Origin of the sequence: Tychonema sp. LEGE 07196 (genome assembly GCF_963890365.1) — a bacterium.
Taxonomy (GTDB): Bacteria; Cyanobacteriota; Cyanobacteriia; order Cyanobacteriales; family Microcoleaceae; genus Microcoleus.
Genome location: NZ_CAWPRX010000203.1, coordinates 20,013 through 39,399, shown reverse-complemented (window position 1 = coordinate 39,399; position 19,387 = coordinate 20,013). Strand labels below are relative to the sequence as shown.

General features: G+C 44.3%; 8 protein-coding genes and 1 pseudogene. 6 read left to right on the top strand and 3 right to left on the bottom strand.

Annotation, left to right across the window (positions count from 1 at the left end; genetic code table 11):
- Window positions 1-1,408: 1,408 nt before the first annotated feature.
- Both AACV78_RS25215 and AACV78_RS25210 read left to right on the top strand, forming a co-directional pair.
- Entirely contained in the window at window positions 1,409-1,582 is a 174-nt protein-coding gene (locus AACV78_RS25215; protein WP_228042444.1) for a hypothetical protein, read from the top strand.
- Between the two features lie 242 nt (window positions 1,583-1,824).
- Window positions 1,825-2,070: a hypothetical protein gene (locus tag AACV78_RS25210; protein ID WP_228052160.1), complete on the top strand. Its 246-nt coding sequence runs from the start codon at window positions 1,825-1,827 to the stop codon at window positions 2,068-2,070.
- Between the two features lie 133 nt (window positions 2,071-2,203).
- Here the strand turns inward: AACV78_RS25210 and AACV78_RS25205 are convergent.
- Window positions 2,204-3,051: pseudogene (locus AACV78_RS25205) on the bottom strand (IS630 family transposase).
- 187 nt (window positions 3,052-3,238) lie between these two features.
- On the opposite strand from AACV78_RS25205, the gene AACV78_RS25200 reads away from it, so the two are divergent.
- The 3 genes from AACV78_RS25200 (at window position 3,239) to AACV78_RS25190 (ending at window position 14,975) form a co-directional block, all read left to right on the top strand.
- A complete protein-coding gene (locus AACV78_RS25200; RefSeq protein WP_228042442.1) occupies window positions 3,239-3,445 on the top strand; it encodes a hypothetical protein in 207 nt (68 codons plus the stop codon).
- A gap of 605 nt (window positions 3,446-4,050) precedes the next feature.
- Complete coding sequence (locus AACV78_RS25195) at window positions 4,051-4,332, top strand: hypothetical protein (RefSeq protein ID WP_194013043.1); 282 nt, start codon at window positions 4,051-4,053, stop codon at window positions 4,330-4,332.
- A 1,256-nt stretch (window positions 4,333-5,588) separates the two neighbouring features.
- Complete coding sequence (locus AACV78_RS25190; protein WP_339383794.1) at window positions 5,589-14,975, top strand: DNA/RNA non-specific endonuclease; 9,387 nt, start codon at window positions 5,589-5,591, stop codon at window positions 14,973-14,975.
- Window positions 14,976-15,008: 33 nt separating this feature from the next.
- On the opposite strand, the gene AACV78_RS25185 is transcribed toward AACV78_RS25190, so the two are convergent.
- Window positions 15,009-15,968: a pentapeptide repeat-containing protein gene (locus AACV78_RS25185; protein ID WP_015179873.1), complete on the bottom strand. Its 960-nt coding sequence runs from the start codon at window positions 15,966-15,968 to the stop codon at window positions 15,009-15,011.
- A 45-nt stretch (window positions 15,969-16,013) separates the two neighbouring features.
- On the opposite strand from AACV78_RS25185, the gene AACV78_RS25180 reads away from it, so the two are divergent.
- Window positions 16,014-18,083, top strand: a complete 2,070-nt coding sequence (locus tag AACV78_RS25180; RefSeq protein ID WP_194012412.1) for a DNA/RNA non-specific endonuclease — start codon at window positions 16,014-16,016, stop codon at window positions 18,081-18,083.
- Between the two features lie 145 nt (window positions 18,084-18,228).
- Here the strand turns inward: AACV78_RS25180 and AACV78_RS25175 are convergent, their stop codons facing one another.
- Complete coding sequence (locus AACV78_RS25175) at window positions 18,229-19,179, bottom strand: pentapeptide repeat-containing protein (RefSeq protein ID WP_015179875.1); 951 nt, start codon at window positions 19,177-19,179, stop codon at window positions 18,229-18,231.
- Between the last annotated feature and the right edge of the window lie 208 nt (window positions 19,180-19,387).

Here is a 19,387-nt window from a genome sequence, read left to right as displayed (position 1 = left end):
CAAAGAATTGGCTTTGAATCGATCGCCGTGCAGCTATCGCCACAAACACCTAAAAACTAGAGATGGAGTGTCAAGGGGCTTAATTTTACCCGATATCCCACTGTCCCAATCAATGCCACTGATGGATGTTAGGCAAGTGTGTCAAAAGGCTTGGTTTTACCCGATATCCAACTGTGCCGCTTGCTCATACTATTGTGGCAACTTTTGTGGCAACACTAGCATCAATTGCCCCGTCACACAAACGTGGCGATCGCTTCCCTGAGTTCTCAAGTTAACCAATCATGCTGATTCAAGGTTATGTAATGCCGCGTGAAAACTCATATCGGTACGGCCTAAAACTTAGAGGCGCGAGGCTCACGCGCTCTCTCTGAAATCGAGTACAACTGTGGCGTTAAGCGAACGCAATTGTCACTGCCTTTTCATTGCCTAGTTTAACAAGTTTCGCCGCATTTACTTTGACTACAAATTTCACTGACTTGCCGAAGTAACGCTATTAGCATTCTGGCAGCAAAAAAATATTGAGGCACTTCGCTTTTTTGTACAAAAATGCGGTAGCACTGCATTCAATCTACCAAACAAACTGAACTGCAACTCTTGCTAGAAAACGGCTACCGCCTTTGTCCTATACATTAATATGCAATAGCTGAATGGCTAATAACGAGGCGGCTATTTTTTAGGCAACCTTAATATTCTATTCGATTAGTTCTGCTTGCTCAATTGTGAAAGTACAGCTTGCTATAAATGTTACCACTTTTGAGCCTCTGCTACATTTGCCTAAAATTGGATTGTAGAGCTTGCTGTTAAATTATTAAATTGATATTAAGTGTACCGGGACAGGAAAAAACCTCAAAATTAACTTTTTAAGACTGAGTTTTCATGCCTTTTCATGAGTTTTTCGCTATTTTTTATGAGAATGTGCGAGTAAACTTGTGCTCGCCTCAACTTAATTGTTAGCTGAATTTGGGGGCTTATTCGCAGCAAAAACCGCATGAAAACTCAAACTTATGCCAGAGAGGAAGCTTGCACAAAAAGCAGGAATGAGTCGTAGCAAGCAATGTTGGGAGATATATTTATACCGATACCGGTAAAGGAAAGTTCCGGCTAAGTTTTCTGAAACTTATAGTGCTCACGCTCCTACCTACAACGGTTTCAAGCAACCGGGGCGAGCGCTGTATTCGCAACTCATGGCTCTTGCCCTTCAACGAGCGCGCCCGCAGTAAATTAAAGTCGCCACACCTTGGTTATTCGCTATTCGCGAATGTAGAATAAAGGAAACAATGCGCTCGCTCATCCCCTATGCTAAAACCCCAAGATATCCTTGCAATACTCAAAGTCCACAGTTGGGATTCAACGAACTGGACGTACAGTTCTCTCGCTCAAAGCTTGAGCATGAGCGCATCAGAAGTTCATGCTGCCCAGCCAGCGTTCTGAAGCTGCCGGTCTGTATTATGGCTCCGAGCGGAAAATATTGAAGCAAGCGGTGTTAGAATTCCTGGTTCACGGGTTGCGCTATGTATTCTACGCCCAACCAGGCCCCAAGCAAGCGGGGACTGCCAACAGCACATTCTGCGCTCGCCATTGAAAAGCAAGCTGGTTGCCTCACCGTCTGAGGTTTACGTTTGGCCTGACCCTGGCTGGTGTCGTCAGAGGGCAGGCAATCGCGCCTCTGTACCGTTCAGTCCCCCAAGCTGCCAGTAACGATCCAAAACTTTATGCCTTGCTCAGCTTGATTGACGCTATTCGAGTTGGTCGGGTGCGGGAGCAACGTTTAGCCGCTAGCGAACTTGAAAAAAGGCTCGTCGCTCTATGAACCCGCAGATACTCATGCTGGAAACAGTTGCCAGGGTACTCTCTCAAGTACGCACTACCATCGTCTTCACAGGAGGAGCAACGATATCCCTGTATCTGGACGAAGTGGCGGCTCCTGACATTCGACCTACCGATGATGTTGATTGTGTTGTGGAAATCACGTCCAGAGCTGAATATTACAATTTCTCGAACTTGTTGCGAACCGCAAGGGCTTCAAGAGACTACAGAATCAGGTGCACCGCTGTGTCGCTGGCAGTATGAGGGCATTTCAATTGATGTGATGCCGTGCGATGAGTCGGTGCTGGGGTTTTCCAACCGCTGGTACAGGCCGGGCATTGCTAACTCTATTCGCTACCAACTTCCAAGTATAGTCATTTCAAATAAAAAAGAGACACTATTGAGCGCAGTAGGCACAGATGAGTTCATCTAAAGATGTGCCAGGAGGAGCATACATTCTGGCTCGCTTTAAGGCACTAAAATCGTGTTCAATATCGTTCAGGTCGGGAGAATATTTTGGGAGAAAAAGAACTTGATGCTCCGTTTCCTCTACCAGTTCTCGAATGGCTGTTTTTCTATGAATGGGTGCATTATCCATGATTAATATAGATGGCTGGGTCAGAGAGGGTAATAAATATAAAGATAACCACCCTTCAAAACCTTCTGCATTGAGGCTGCCCGTAAAAACCATTGGGGCAATTAAGTCCTTTTTTCCTTTCCTTCTTCCGGCTACTAGATTTTCTCTTTTCCCCCGTTTTCCTGACTTTTCACCCCAGATTTTTTTGCCTTTTTTTGACCAGCCTAATGCACAATCTTGAAACTCTTCAAATCCTGACTCATCAATAAAAACCAGACTTTGACTTCCCGATACTTTAATTAATTCTCGGAGATATCTGTAGTATTTCATTCTTTCTTCTCGGTTTCTCTCCTGGTAACGAAGTTCTTTTTTTTTCGAGTAATTTTCATTTCTTTAAGAGCATAAAATATGGCACTTGGTCTGACCCCAAACTTCTTGGCTCGGTCGATTAATCTGGCATCTGGATTCTCTTTTACATCGTTTTCTAAGGCTTTCCAATCTAGCTTTCTCTTACGTCTTTTTACCTTGGTGGCTCTAAGGTCTGTCCGACCCAGCCACCGATATATCGTTGCCCTTCCTACCTGAAAAAGTCCGGTTGCTTGAGCGATACGACCGCCATTTTTTACATAATCCACTACTCTTTTTCTCAAATCAATACTGTAAGACATTTTCCTAGCGGGTTCACTATTTTTATTAATTTTACCTCATTTTTAAATAGTATCATACTTATTTGAAATGACTATAATAGGCAAATCCTAATTTTTTCAACGCCTTATCTCCTCGCTTCCACGCATAGAAGCTTTCATTGGTAGAGGTGGGGGTAACTTTTATTTTAGTTTCGATATTGAAGACATTGTGGCACTGCTTGACGGGCGTTCTAGTTTGTTCGAGGAAGTGCAACAAGCTGACGATGAAGTGAAAGCATTTTTATCAGGATGGTTTCGAGCCGAGCTGGAAAATCTGTGTTCCATCGCGCCTGCTTTCCTCTCGTCCGCTGCTAAAAATTCAGGTCGCACTCGCTTGCTCTTGCAAAGAATTGAAAGGCTGGCGATAGTAGTTTAGTCGTTGACTGCTAGCAATAGACGGCAGCTCCAACTTGATCGAGGTAAGCCTTACACTTGCGAACAGCTTGGCGGGCGAGCGCAAAAACCAGATAGTCCAGCCTCAACTTTATTGCTGGCATAGTGGGTACTACGCTACAAAATCGCTTCATAAATTTTAGCTGCCTGCCAATTTTCTCACACTTGCTCAACTTGATTTTTAATTCAATTCCGATGCCATAACTTGACTATTAAATCAATTCACTTTTTGTTAAAAACGCTAAAAAATCACTAATTGTTGTGCAGTATAAAGTCAGGCAAGTGCAGTATAAAGTCAGGCGGAAAGCAGTATAAAGTCAGGCGGAAAGCAGGGGGTGCACTTTACCTGCATTTACCTGAAAATATCCTGCAAATGCCTGACTTTTTCGGTCAAATTACTGCTTTTTTGTGCTGTTCGTGCCTTTACTTGTTGAGGCTGCTTATAGTTGTTCTCTCTCGGTAGCAAGCAATGTTTTTGCGATCGCAAACCTGACTTTTACGTACACAAATAAAAACACTGCACCCTTATGAATGGGGAATCTTAGGTATCAAGGCGCTTGATTTTTACCCGCTCTGAGACTGTGCCGATTGCTCACATTGCTCAGGCAGTTGTTGTGGCGACTTTTGTGGAGGCGATCGACGCCGACAACTGTCACAACAGCCGATGTGGTGGCGGTTGTCGGCGCGGCAGAATTTGCCCGGTTCAAACTGCATTACTGTATTGCTCTTCAACATCTGTTAACGCCCCATCAGTTGTTCGGGGAAGTACGCTGCTATCGCTCCCCAAAAATAGCGATCGCCAAATTTCCCAAATACCGCTCTCTGAGGAAAGTATTTGTAGCTAGAGATCGCGCTCGCGCCGTTCGGTAATGCCTGCAAGTGTACCAACAGCAACGGTATTTCCCAGAGCAACTTTCCCCAAACTCTCAGCAATTGATAATCGTAAAGTTTCACGCTACAGTTTTTTCAAGCAATCCTATCAAAGCAGCGATTAGCGCGCGGGATTCAAGGTATCGCTATTCTTTGAGCGCCGTTCGGTACGCTGCATTCTTCCGACACCCGCTCTCCACGAACCGAGGATGTTTCTCTTTGAACGAGCGAGCTCCCGGGTAGAAAATTGGCTCTAATTGAGAGTCAGGTTGCTGACACCGCCACCACTGCCAGATTTGCCCTGCGTCGAGTCGGGTGTCCGAGTGGCGGATGACGAACCAAGCGGTGCATGACGAACCAAGCGGTGCCCGCGTCGCGAGAGGAAACGGGCGCTTCCTCGCGACGCGGCGGTGGAAAAGTTAATTTAAGTATTTTCCTGCGTAATTTAAGTATTTTCCTGCCTGAACCAACTATTTTCTCGCATGAAAACAGTTATTTTCATCAAAACTTGACATAAGTTTAACAATTATCAGTAAATATACGGAAATATCTCCTGACTCGCAGCAGCAGCAACAACTAGAAAATTCTGTATTTACACTATATATTTATAAGCGAGCCTAAGCGATAATAAGGGCTAGCAAAAAGTAGAGCGCCGTCATTCGAGTAAGTGCAAGTAAAAATTCCTCGCTCGAATTGGCGCTCGCGCCAAATCAATTAAAAATCAAGGGTGCAGCCATGACTTTAACAAAGCCGTTCCGATTGCCTTTTCCCCAAAAAAGTAGCAAAAGCATAAATTTTGCAACCCCTACCTTGACTGTCAACCCTACAACAGGCAGTTTGAGAACTCGAACATCAAGCAAACAATCAATAATAATAGTCCTGGACGCATAGACTCTACTTGTATGATGCGCCGCTCCCCGCCTTACCACTACAAATAGTGTCAAAATTGACCCGTTGAATCGAGTCCTGAATAAATTGAGCCTAGGACTCAATAAATTGAGTCTAGGACTGAATAAATTGAGCCTAAGACTGAATAAATTGAGTCTAGGACTCAATAAATAGCGAAAGCGAGTAACAATAGCGAAGGCGGGCTACAGTCGTTTAAGGAGTACGGATTCGCCTTATAACTCCATTCAAACAGGCGACTCGACCAAAGCGGGTAACATAATTGCAACTCGCATCTCCTCAAAAAGATAAGTGACGCATCCAAGCTTACCAAAACTATTATTTAACCCTCAAATCAGGAGTGCAAGCGAGTGCCTTTAACAGACCCGATTGGAGAACCTTTAATAGAAGTGGAATCCTTAATTCCCGGACTTGCCCCAACTTTCGCCCCACAACTGCCGGGAATTCCGACTAACAAAACCTTATTATATCAAACTCCCGGCTCTTCTGAAAACTCCGAACAACCTAACTTAATAGAAACCGCAAAGCCGCCACAATCCGAATTCAGTCGAGCCGAAACCGATGCTTTTATTACTAACAAAGCCTCCGATATTCACAGCATACCTTCTGCTACCATCAGCGAGCTCAGAACTAACAGCAACCCCAGAGATGCAGCAAATTCTGAAATTGACCCCCTAATTGGCAAACTCGACTCAGACTCAGGAGATTCCCTGACCAACCCGAATCCAATAACCTCACCCGTTATAACTACATCCACAACGAGCGAAAAAGCTTCTCCCAAAACACCATTACCCGCAACCCCTGAAACAAGTTCAAAATCCGAAGATATAAAAACACCCTTATCGTCAGAGGCTACACTCTTCTTCGAATCAGAACCCAACAAAACATCACCTGCAACTGCATCAAACATAATACCAGATCGCAGTGCAACTTCATCAGAAAAATCCGAAACTATTGCGGCTAGCCCAAACATACCCTCAACCGATAAAACCTCTACAGACAAACAGTCCCCAGTTGCCAAAGCTGACGACAAGATAGACTCAGACAAGCAATCTCAAAACTCCACAATTGTGGAGAAAACCAACTCAGGCGAACCATCTCGTACTGCCGAAGTTTCCGACAAAATAGACTCCGATAAAACAGCTCCAATTCCTTCAAATTCCGAAACAAAAAACTCAGAAAAACAGCTTCCAGTTGCCCAAGCTAGCACCCTGATAGACTCAGACAAAAAATCCCCAACAGTCGATGCAATACCGACCGAAAAACCCACTTCAGATTCTCAAGAACCGCCGACAACACAGCCCCCAACAGCCCCATTAATTCCACCCGCATCTAACCCTGTTTTACCTGACACTAATATCAACCCAGAAGTCAACTCAACCGATTCCACAAACCCAGTACAAACTGCCAGTCAAGCTTTAACTGACAAACAGAATGATTCAGAAAAAGTTGACCCATTAAAAACCGAACCTGCTGCAATACCAAAAACAGCAGCCAGTGAAAATGTAGCGGTGACGACAGCGACAGCAGTTCAAACCCCAGAAAAATCTCCGAACAATACTGACTCAGTTTCGGAACTTAAACAGCCACTTAAAATAGAATCTCTTGTCAGCGAATCAGTAGATGCTGAATCAATTAAAACTGACCAAACTGCAACTGCAAGCATTTCTCAACCCCCCGCAGAAACAGAGTCAATTACCACTCCACTAGCGTCACAATCTCCTGCCAAAACAGACTCGCTTGTCTCTATTGTTGGCGAACAATCACCAAAAGAAACCCACTCCAATGTTTCTACCGCATCCGAACAATTGCCAACAAAAGACGAGTCAATTATTCCCACAGAAATCGATGCGTCGGGTACGGTGGAAAATGAGACCGCTTTCCCTGAAATAACAGCAGAATTAGAAAGCGAACAATTGCCGACAAAAACCGATTTGCTAGAGCCAGCAGAATTCACTGCTGGTACAATCGAACGGGACATAGTTGTTACCTTCACAGCAGCGGAATTAGAAACCGAGAAAAGCCCTGCACTCTTCTCAACTCCATCAGAGACAGCAGCAGTTACGACACAGATAACTGAAGCCGAAGTCGAAACAACCGTTGCACCCTCAACTCTTAAATCCCCACCCGAACCGACTTCAAACAATTATAATAGCAATTCAAATCCAATAGAAACTGTCGCTGTTCTACCCGCGTATTCCGATACCGAAATTGCGCCCCAAAGAGCAGATATAACAAGCGGTTTGCTGCCGTTAGAGGCAGAAAAATCTGCTCAACTTTCAGATAATATTGCAGACACTCAACCCAATTCCACACAGAGTACCGGCAACTTCCAAACCAATACCAATCCCCAGATAAATCTATCCATAACATCAGCAGCCAACTCACCAATCCCCGGGACTTTTCTTGTAGATAACCAAGGAAAAGTCAGATTCGACTATGTATTTGACGGCGGCGGCTACGAAGGCGAACTCGGTATTTTCAGCCTGGCGGGAATGTCCGCATTTATACCCGGAACTCCAGAATTCATTGCCGAAGCATCCCGTAGAGTTTTAAGCAATTCCACCGACGGACACATTGTAATTAGCGACGCTACAGAAGGAGCCAAATTCACCGGTGCGATGCCCTTCGACGGAGACTGGGACAGCGGCGAATATCAGGGTATCAAAACTTTCAACATGACTCCAGGCGACACCTTTGCCGTCATGTTAGTCCCCAATGGTACAGTACAGTCATCGCTTCAATCCTCATATTCGGGAAATTTGTTCCCCGAAAATCGTCCCTTATTTAGTATCGCCACAGCCAATCCCAACGATACCGCTCATCTGCTACAAATAGCCGACATTACCGGCAGCGGCAACACCTTTGCCCTGGAAGATATGTCGCCTCCTAACTCGGACAGAGATTACAATGACCTAATCTTTAAAATTAGTGGCGCAACAGGAAACGCACCCCTGCTAGATACAGTCATCAATCCTGACAGAGAATGGCGCAATACGACTCTAGGACAACAATTGCTCGCCGAAGCCAATCCCCCGAATTCTGACAACAATCCGCCCGTTGTTTCACCGACAAGCGCTCGGACTTATACAGAATTAGAGACAACTATTTCATTAGAAAATCTTGCCACAGATGCAGAGGGCGACCCCCTAACAATTAGCGTCCAGGGTCCAGTAAACGGCACAGTAATTTTCAATCCCTTAACTAACAAAGCATCCTTTAAACCAGCACCCGGTTTCTCTGGAATTGCCAGCTTCGATTTCCTGGCCAGCGACGCTTTTGGGAGTTCAACGCCCGCGCGGGTGACAGTCAACGTCAGCGATGTTCCCCTGCTGAATCTAGATTTTGTGAAGCGAAATCCGAGCCTCAATGCAGGAGAAAATACGGAATTGATTGTGCTCGGAGATTTTGCCGACCAAAAAGGTGTAGTGCTGCCAGATTCTTATCTAACTTACACTTCATTCAATCCAGAAGTAGCACCAATTGATCCAACAGGGAAAGTGACAGGTTTGGTCAACGGCACTTCAATTTTGAGCGCGAGTCGCAACAACCTGCAAGCAGTAACAGCGGTGCGAGTAGGAAAATTGCCAGCCCCCACCAACGATGCAGAATTCAATGGAGCACTAGCCGAGATTAACGGTTTGAATGTCTATCCCAAAGCAGTCACCATGACAGCCGGAATGGGGCGAGCGCTGTTAGTCGGAATTGAAAATATCATCCAATCCCCCGATTTGAAATTCGGCTCAGTAGGAACTCGCTATTTCCCCGGAAACTCCAACTTATTGCAAGTGAATTCAGACGGCATTATTACTGCCCTAGAAGAAGGAGTTACTAACGTCACCGTCATTCACGGAGCAGCCGAACAAGTCGTGCCAGTACGAGTCTCCCTGCTTGCCGCCGCCGGAACAATTTTAGGAGTAAATGGCGGTGCAGTTTCTGGCAGTGACGGTTCAATTGTGATGGTGCCGCCCGGTGCTCTTGCCGAAAATACAGCTATTAGCTTGACATCTCTAAGCAGCAATGCTCTATCCCTACAACTTCCCGACGGTTTGCAGTTTGCCGGAGGCTTCAATTTAGACTTGGGTGATGAATCTCTGAAATTGCCCGCTCAATTAGCAATTCCAGCCCCCGCCGGCTTATCTCCCGGTACCGAAATTTTATTCATGCGAAAAGGTTCGCTGCCGGATGCTAACAATATTGAAAACCCAACTTGGCTGATTCAAGAATCCGGAGTAGTCGATGCCAACGGCATTATCCGAACCAATTCCCCACCATTTCCTGGTGTTTTGGCAAGTGGCGAATATGCGATGTTTGCATGGCCAACCGCGCTGGAATCGGGTGTTTCGACTCTTACAGTTGGAGAGTTGACCGAGCTCGGTATATCGCAAGCAGGCAAGGGATCGCTGGCTACAATCGCACGGGCAATTAACCTCGCAACTAATTTCGGTGTCCAAAGCAGCTTTTTAGCAGCAAGTGTTGGTTTAATCGGTATTGCTGCCGTTGGAGCCCAATTCGCCGCTACAATCTTGCTCCTCGGTTACTTGGCTAAATACCTGCAATCTGGATTGAAAGTCATCGCCATTCCACAAGTCGGTTTACCTGTAGTCACGGATGCAGGCGTCGAACTCGACCCAGAAGGGATTCCCAGCGTCACAGCGACTGTAAATGTACCGACATTATTCCCCGCAGACCCCTTCGCACCTCCAGTGCTTCAATCCGCTGAATTTAAGTTGGAAAATGGCGACCCAACCGTCGTCCTGACAGGCAGCAATTTCCTGAATAACTCCAATGATTTGGGCGGTGAATTTGAGGATTTAACTGTCAGCTTCCGCGTCGGCGACAAAACTTATCCCGCCATTTTGATGCCGGAGAAAAACACCGATTTAGGAGAAAATCGCTACAAAATTGCTGTCAAAATTCCGATTACCGTACCCGTCGGCGAATCCAGTATTGTAGTGTCGAGAAAGCAGAAAAAGCGCTTCGGACTGGGCGTTGGAGATTACGAAATTGTCGAACTAGAAAGTGAAGAAAATATCCGCCTCGCTCCTACCTGCGTTGAATTGGCGCTGGTTACCGAACGCACGGGCGACAAAATCAACGTTATTAATCTCAAAGACCCTTTATCAACTGTTGAAACCCAGACCAGCGATAAATTGGCGGTTGCTATTAACATTCCTGTGGGTAATCCCAATATCCCATCAGACCGACCGGAGTCGATCGCGCCTACCAACAATGCTACCCGCGGCTACGTGACTCTGCGCGACACCGGCCGCGTGTCTGTGGTGGATTTGATAGCCCTGCGAGAGATAGACACTACTCCTGAAACGGCGACTGTAGATGCGATTAGCTTGCCCTCTGGAGCCAGACCGCAAGCTATTGTTATCGACCCCAAAGACAATTATGCTTACATTGCCGACCAAAATCGCCCCAACATCTACGTTCTCGACATCAATCCGAATTCGGCAACTTATCATACCGTTGTTCAGACAATTAACGTCTCATCGCCGCTGGGATTGAGCCAGTTGGCTATCAGCAGCGACGGGCGGCGGCTGTTCGCCACGGGTTCCGACAATAACGAACAAACACCTAACCGCAGCATTTACGCTGTCAACATTGACCCCGCCGACAAACCGAACTCTGGGGGTGCTAACACTCGCCTGTGGCACCAGCAGATTAAAGTAATTCCCACCGCATCGGAGACAGAGGGCATAGCTGCTACTTCCGACCCGAAGAAAATGGTGTTCACCAACGGATTTGCTAGTGTCCGCACCATAAGTAATGGGGAGGAGATAAAGCTTCAGGATGACGGCAAGGGCTTCGGCGTGCTCGAAATTGAGTCTGATGACCCCCTCAACTTTAGTGCTAAAGTCAACTACGCTCCTTTGTCGCTGGGCGTGGCCACTGACTATTTTGATGTCAACGAGGCAGTGGCTGTAACAGTAACGCAAGACGGGAAATATGCGTTTGTTGCCGGCCGCAACTCTAGGGCAAATGAAAATACGCGCGAGGGTGGAAATATAGGCATTATCGCAAACCCGCTGACGCCCAATCCTCAATTGGTGGCTGCGACTCGACCGATTCCCAAAAGCTTAACTAACAACCTAGCGCTTTCGAGCGACGGCAAATATTTGATTGCTTCCTATCCCACCACAAATTTGGGAGGAAGTTCCTACGTTTTCGATGTTCAGGAAATGATTAAGGCTATAGAGAATCCCGGCAATTACAAGCTTGACGCACGAGACAGGGGAGTGGGTACCGTTGGTTTCGCGACTGACACTGAGCGAAATGCGACCCAAGCCGACTTCGCCCGCGTGCCTATTGACGATATCAACCCTCTTGTCAGTATTGCGGCCGACTACGAAATTACGGGGGGAAATTGGATTAATAACTTTGACTTTGGTATCCCGGACGGCACGAAACGCGCTCCCATTGGTATCGGCGGAAATCCTAAAGGTTTGGCAATAGCTTCTGTTAAAAATTGGCTGGAATTAAAGGGACCGATTGGTAATAGCGAGAATGATAGCAATCCTTTAACTCCTACTTTTGAGTGGGATATTAAAGGCAAAAATGAGGAATGCGGTCTTCCTAATTTAGACCCAGATAAAGACATTCATGAAGTCAATCTTTATGTCAGCGTATTTCCCAAAGAGGAAGGATTATTACCGGGGGATAGGTGGCCTGGGTTAGAGGCTCTAACATCGGCACAAGACTACAATCCCAATCGTATCCTGACTGCTAAGTGGAGTAAAGATACTGGTAATTGGACTTGGAACGGCGTCAGTAAGCCTGGTAACTTTGAGGAGTTTACTCTTCCTCCCAGTCTCATGTTAACAGCCGGCCAGAAATACTACTGGGCTGTGGAAGCTTTGGGAGAAAATGGAAAACAGCTAGGTACAGGTCAACCCGTAACAGGTGAGTTTAAAACTCTTCTGCCCACGGTAAAAAATAGCAATACTTTCAGCAGCGTCACTGTTTTAACGCGGGGTTTAGAGCCTGGCGAACCGGAACACAGCCAACTGATTGACAACCAACTTAATGGAGTTGCTAAACACATTTATGAAGAAGGAGGTGCCGTTCAGAAATATAACTCTGCAACTGGGAAATGGCAGTCAGTTGCCCCCGAAGGAAACGATTGGATATTTAGTAACGCCGTTCGGTCTCCTCAATATGGCAAGCCATTAGTGCTGCTAGCTAATTGGGTGGATGAAATTCAACCTCACAAACTTTACAATTCGGGTTTTGCTGAGGCAGCCGCAGATGTTTTATTTGCCTCAATGGTACAACTCGATTTGGAGGAGGGCGGTTCTATCGGAAAGGAGGGTAAACTTTATGATAGTACGGGCAAGTTAATCCGCAATCAAGGAGCTGTTTTCAACTCGCCGCTACATTTTGTTGGTTTCGGTCAGGGGGCTGTTGTTAATAGTGAAATTGTACAGCGTTTGGGTACGTTTTTACCTGATGCCGGAGGTACGAATAGCGCAAATCGCGACCTTCAGATGACGACTATTGACCCTTACGATTACGATGATAATTCTTTTTCTGGACCTTTCCTTAATATTCAAGATCCGGAAATTAAGGTTTGGAATAATGTCACTTATGCTGACAATTACTACCAAACTAATGGTATTGGGAATACAATTAACGGGCGGGAACTTTCGGGAACGAACTGGAAATCTGATTGGAATGTTTCACTCAATAATCTGGCTGGTTTTAGGCCGGATGATGGGGAAGGTGCTTCCCATCGGGCTGCTTTGGCTTGGTATGCGGGAACTGCTAATCTCAATGAAAGTCAGTTTCCTTCGGAGAATGGCGAAACAATTTACCGTCGCTTGGGTGATTTGGAGCAAAATAATATTGCTGATGTTACTAAGACTTGGTACACTCCTGAGCACACTAATGCTAGTTTTACTCAGGGCGATACTAAAGCTCCTTGGGAAGGAATTGGTACGGGTTGGTTCGACTCTGTTTTGGGGGGAGGTTCTCAATTACGGCCTTATTTTGATGGTGGGAAGAAGACTAAAAATGAGTTGGGTGACTTTGAGGATTATTTGAAGAAGAATCGGGTTTCGGTTTACGAGGATAATACCTACACAGATAGGATGCGGGGTGATTATGCAGTTCCTACTTTGTTTAATGGGAATTTTGATGCTGTAGCTGGCAGAAAAAGCGCTCAAACTATCCCAGGTTGGTCTTTATTTAATGGTTCATCTGAAGATGTTTTACAATCCCACTTAGTAGATTGGTATACCATCGGAGAGGAAGTTGCAAAGAATAGAGCCAACACACCCGGCTTAAAAGACTTAATAGGTAGCGGTTACTTAGATGCCATAAGCTACGATGTGGCTCGACCTAATTTTGCCCTGAGAATGGGAGTAGGTGGGACAAAGAAAATCGTACATAACTACTTTGTGATGCCAGAATGGGGAGATTTGCGATTTAACCTCCACGCGCCGTTTCAGAACCGTGGTGGAAAACTTAAGGTCTGGCTGGAAACTACACCAAAGACAGACTCGCAAGGGCAACCAATTATTGGTACTGGCAGTCACCTTCTCAAAGAGATAAATCTCTCAGCAGATCCAGAAAATAAACTAGAGACATATGCAAGCGATATTGACAAAATTGGTTTTGGCAGAGGAGGGTTTGAAACTTTCCATGTAGATAGCAGTAAGCTAGATCAGTTTCGAGGTCAGAGCGCTAAATTGAGGTTTGAAGTTGAGGGAGATACCAGAGTTTATTTAGATGATGTTTTCTTTAAGAGTAGTCACCTTGAATTTGGCAATCCATCAGAAGCTAGGTACAGTCCTGAAGAACCAAACAATAATCCCTATCGCGAAAACTTGTTACTGGAAAAACCGCAGTACACAGCATCTTACAATCGCACGACAAAAACTCCCAACTGGGTAAGCTGGCAGGTAAATAAATCATGGATTGGCGGACAACGCCAAGCTGACGATTTCATCGCCGATCCTACATTACCTAATGGCTGGCCTCAAATTAGTGGTAGCAATTATGAAAATAATAACGGGTTAAGTCTGGGATTTAACAAAGGACATATAATCCCTTCAGGAGATCGGACAAGATATCCCAAAGACAACATAGCCACTTTTTTAGGAACCAACTTAATCCCGCAAAACGCTGACAATAATCTGTTTTTTAGCGCTCCTAATAATCCCGCCGAAGCCTCTGCGTGGTACAATATAGAACAGTTAGTAACAGGTTTAGCTGAAAGTAGTAAACAAGTTTACGTTGTTGCGGGTACCTATGGCACAAATTGGGAACCACAGAAAAAGAGTAACGCTCTCCCCAACGATTCTAGGTATCAAGGGCTTACCAATTCTGAGGCTTTTCGGCAACAAGGAATTAACATTCCTACCTGGACATGGAAAACAAATCTAGTTTTAGAGCATCCTAGCCAAGGGGTGCCTGATGTTAATCGCAATACCAAAATTTACACATTTCTTACACCTAACAGAGCCGAACCATCAGCGCTAGACTGGGCTAATGCTGGGGAGCAAGGAATAGTCCACCCGTTTTATGAAATTGGAGAGCGGTTGCAATTAAATCGAGTTTTATCTCCCATTAAAAATGTGACTGAATGGCGAGACCCCAACACTTGGTTAGTTAGTCTTGAAGAACTGGAAAACTTGCTTAAAGGTAAAAATATTAAGCTGTTTTCAAATATTCCTGGAGATATTCGAGATTCTCTCAAGCAAAATATAAACTTGCCACGTCCATGATTTATAGAAATCAAATTGATGGCAAATAGAACCCTACCTTTTCCAATTAGAAGCATATTCACTAGGACCAATGATAACTTCTCCGTTGGGCAAGGTAGTGTTACGAAAGAATGCAGATTCCGTGAACAGAAGCTCAGCCCCACTCAGGTTAGCTTCTGTAAAATCTACACCATACATTTCTGCATATAAGTTGGCATCTTTCAAATTGGTATAGCTTAAATTTGCTCCTCTCAAGTTAGCAATACACAGATTAGCACCGCTCAAATTTGCCCCCCTAAAATTAACTCTCTTCAAGCAGGACTCTTGAAAATTGACACCGCTTAAGTTAGCATTAGCAAAGTGGGCACTCGGCATAATAATGTTAGGCAAATCCACACCTCTAAGATCGGCCCGATACAAGACTATGCCCTCAAACCTTCTTTCTCCAGCAGCGTAGCGCCGTAGCAATTCTTGAGTTTCAAGAACTCTAACTGGATCGCTTTTATAGCTGCCATCCGGCATAATAGTATGACAAAACAACGCAGATTCTGTATCAATATTCTGCCATTGAGCCGAGACAAAATTGGTGCCAGTTAGGTTCGTCTCAGCCAGGCTAACATTGTTTAAGTTAGTATTCTCCAAATTAGCACCGCTCAGGTCAGCATACTTCAATTGAGCATTAGTCAGATTAGCCTTGCTAAAATTTGCCTCCACTAAGCAAGTGCTCCTCAAATTAGCATTTTCTAGATTAGTGTCACTTAAATTAGCACCGCTCAGGTCGCACCCCTGGAAAATACTTGAGTGCAAATCAGAGCCACTTAAATCGATATCGATCAGGTATTCACCTTGGACAACAATTCCTTCTAAATTCATTCCAGAAAAGTCTCTCCATCCATCTTTGTACAAATTGACAACCTCCGGACCTTCCATCTCTGGGTGATGTTCGTAGAGGGATAGAAGCGGCATAAATTTTTCGGTTTCTTCTTCCCCTTCGAGATATTCTTCGCTATTCATCACTTTTTTTAAGATAAAATATTTACATATTAATAATAGCAGAGCGTGAGCCAGACAAGACTACATCCCAATCGTATCCTGGTGGATGAAATTCAACCTCACAAACTTTATAATTCTGGTTTTAATGTTTCACTTAATAATCTGGCTGGTTTTAAGCCGGATGACGGGGCTGGTGCTTCCCATCGGGCTGCTTTGGCTTGGTATGCGGGGACTGCTAATCTCAATGAAAGTCAGTTTCCTTCGGAGAATGGCGAAACAATTTACCGTCGCTTGGGTGATTTGGCTGAAAATAATATTGCTGATGGTACTAAGACTTGGTACACTCCTGACCACACTAATGCTAGTTTTACTCAGGGCGATACTAAAGCTCCTTGGGAAGGAATTGGTACGGGTTGGTTCCACTCTGTTTTAGGGGGAGGTTCTGAATTTCGCCCGTATGATTTGGATGGATATAAGTTTAGCCTAGACGAGATTCAGGAGTTCGGCTACCCCAACGGTTGGAAAAATTATTTAGAAGGCAAGCGAGTTTCAGTGACAGAAGATAACACCCCAATACCTGCAATGCGGGGTGATTTTGCAGTTCCTACGCTCTTTAATGGCAATTTTGATGCGATTGCGGCTAAACTAGATTCGCAACCCCTTCCTGGTTGGTCTTTGTACAATGGCGATGATAAGTCTGTGTTGCAAAGATCCTTGGTGAATGCGATCGGGTCTAATTCGGGTTCAACCAATTACGCTTTGGCTCTCAAATCAGATGAGAGCATTACGCACAACCCTTTTGTTGTACCCGATTGGGGGAACTTGCGGTTCGATGTTCATGCCCCAGTTGCTAGTGGTAAACTGCGTGTTACACTCGAAACAATTGATGGTAATTTTAAAGAGACAAACGAAATAGACCTGGGCAAAGGACTTCAAATACCTAACAGTATGACTGATGTTTCTCAGGTTACGAGCGCCTACTTAAATAACCTTAATGCAGTAGGATTTGGTCGAAACGGTTTTGAAACTTTCCAGATGAATTTGCCAACTAACAATGATGTCACAAAACAGTATCGAGGTCAACCAGCTACTTTGAAGTTTGAATTAGAAGGGGGTGAATCAGTTTACCTAGATAATGTTTTCTTTAAGAGCGATTCTCTGAATTTTGGTAATCCCACTGAAGCTAGATGGAATATCGACGAACCTGCTCAAAATCCATATCAAACCAATTTATTGCTTGAGAAGCCACAGTACACATCGTCTTATAATGCTGTTACTGGATTACCTAACTGGGTTAGTTGGCAAGTTGACAATACTTGGAGTCAGCGATTCGTCGGTCGCACTGGAGATCAATTTATCGTTGACCCCGACTTACCTAATAACCCTAACTTCCCAACTTGGTCTCGCATTGATGGGACGATGTATCAAGGTAGTGGACTTGATAAAGGTCATCTTGTCCCTGATAAAGATAGAAATAGAAACCAGAAAGATGCTCTTGCTACCTACATGAGCACAAACTTAATCCCGCAAGCAATAGACAATAACCGACTGTTCCGCAATAACCCAGACATTTCGCCTGCATGGTCTAGAATTGAATCAAAATTAGTTGAGCAGCTAATCTTTGATTACAACAAAAAACTTGATATTACTGCTGGTGTTTTTGATACTAAACCACAGAATTGGTCTATCCAGCCAAAAACTAGAGCACCTGAAGCACTTACGGAAGCGCAAAATCAGGGAAATACAAATCCTACAAATTTAGAAGCTAACGGAATTCGCATTCCTGGGTGGACATGGAAAACAATTTTGGTTTCCAACAAATCAAATCTTGGGGTACAAGATATTCTTGGCAGTTACACCTATATTACGCCCAACATACCAGAACCTTACACGGACTGGAACGGGCAACCAGCAGTCCCGAATCCACTTAATCAACTGTTAGGGGAAAACCGCGAACCTATAACAAGTGCCGAACAATGGCGAACACCAAGCACATGGAAGATTTCTATTAATCAGCTTGAAAATTTGCTGAATGCTCAGGGTTCTGACAAGGTTTTTAACTTTTTGTCAAATCTTCCTGAAGATGTTCGGAATCGAATTAAACAACAGAGCGATTTCCAGTTTCCACCTCCCTAAGTCCAACTTGCTTGGGATTTACGCAGAACTATTATTAAATAGATTGAGGAGGTATCTAAATGTTCAAAACATTAGTGTTCTCTCAATGCTGCGTAAGTCCTATTTTTTTGAAAGAGATGTAACCCCTACGACAACTTATTCAAATTTAAAATTCATTTTCTCTAATCTCTCCGCGCCAGTGTTCAGTAGCATTTATTGGACCAGGGATAAATTCTCCAGTTACCCAAGTAGTGTTACAAAAATACACATCTGCTTCAGCACCAAAAAGATTTTGAATTCCCTCAAGATTACTTCCTGTAAACTCGGGAGCATACATATCAGCCAATCCCAAATATGCACCTCTAAGATCGCAGTAAATTATTTGAGGATTGCGCCATTCGCAGTTAATTAAATGGGTATTTTTCAAATCACTAAAAATAATCCGTTTAATGCCACCAAAATTACAATCAGTCAAGTTAGCGCCGACCAAATTTACGTGACTGAAGCGAGTTTGCCATAAAAAATTAACGCCCGATAAAGTAACATTACTGAGATCGACTTCATGCAAAACTAGATTCCGAAACTCTCTTTCACCTTCATCATAAAGTCTGAGAAATTCCCCAACGTCTGTCAGTCTGTGAGAATCGGTTTGTACTTGACCATTAGGCATAATAGTTTGACAAAAAATAGTATCTTTTGTCGTTTTAATATCAGTAATATTAGCTTTTGTTAGATTAGCTCCAATGAGTTCGGTACCGCTTAAATCAGCATTAGTTAGGTCAGCATTAGTTAGGTCAGCATTAGTTAGGTCAGCATTAGTTAAGTTAGCGTTTCTGAGATTGGCTCCTCTCAAGTTCGCATTGAGCATGAAAGCCGATACTAAAGAAACTTTTTCCATATTGGCATCACTCATATTGGCATTGATTAGGCGAGTCCGCCCTATTTCAAAGTCTACCCATCTCAAATCGGCCTGGCTGAGATTGATATCAATGAAACAAGGCCACTGAAGACGAGCGTATTTTAAATCAATCCCTGTAAAGTTTCGCTCTCCGGCTCTATACTGTTGAATCATATCAGCTCCAGCGATGCGTCCCTTGGCAATTTCTTGAAGACTCATAATTATTGTCTAAATTAGTTTACATCTTGTATTATAGTACAATTATCATTAGTTGGCTCTTTCGTACTTATATAACAACTTTTTAGGACATTATCATAATTTCATACTTCCCTGTTAGCCTTGTGGGAGGGCGGACAATTACTACCAAACAAGATGCAAACTTTTTGATTGACAGTACCAACAATCAAATTCAGAATACTAAGGATAT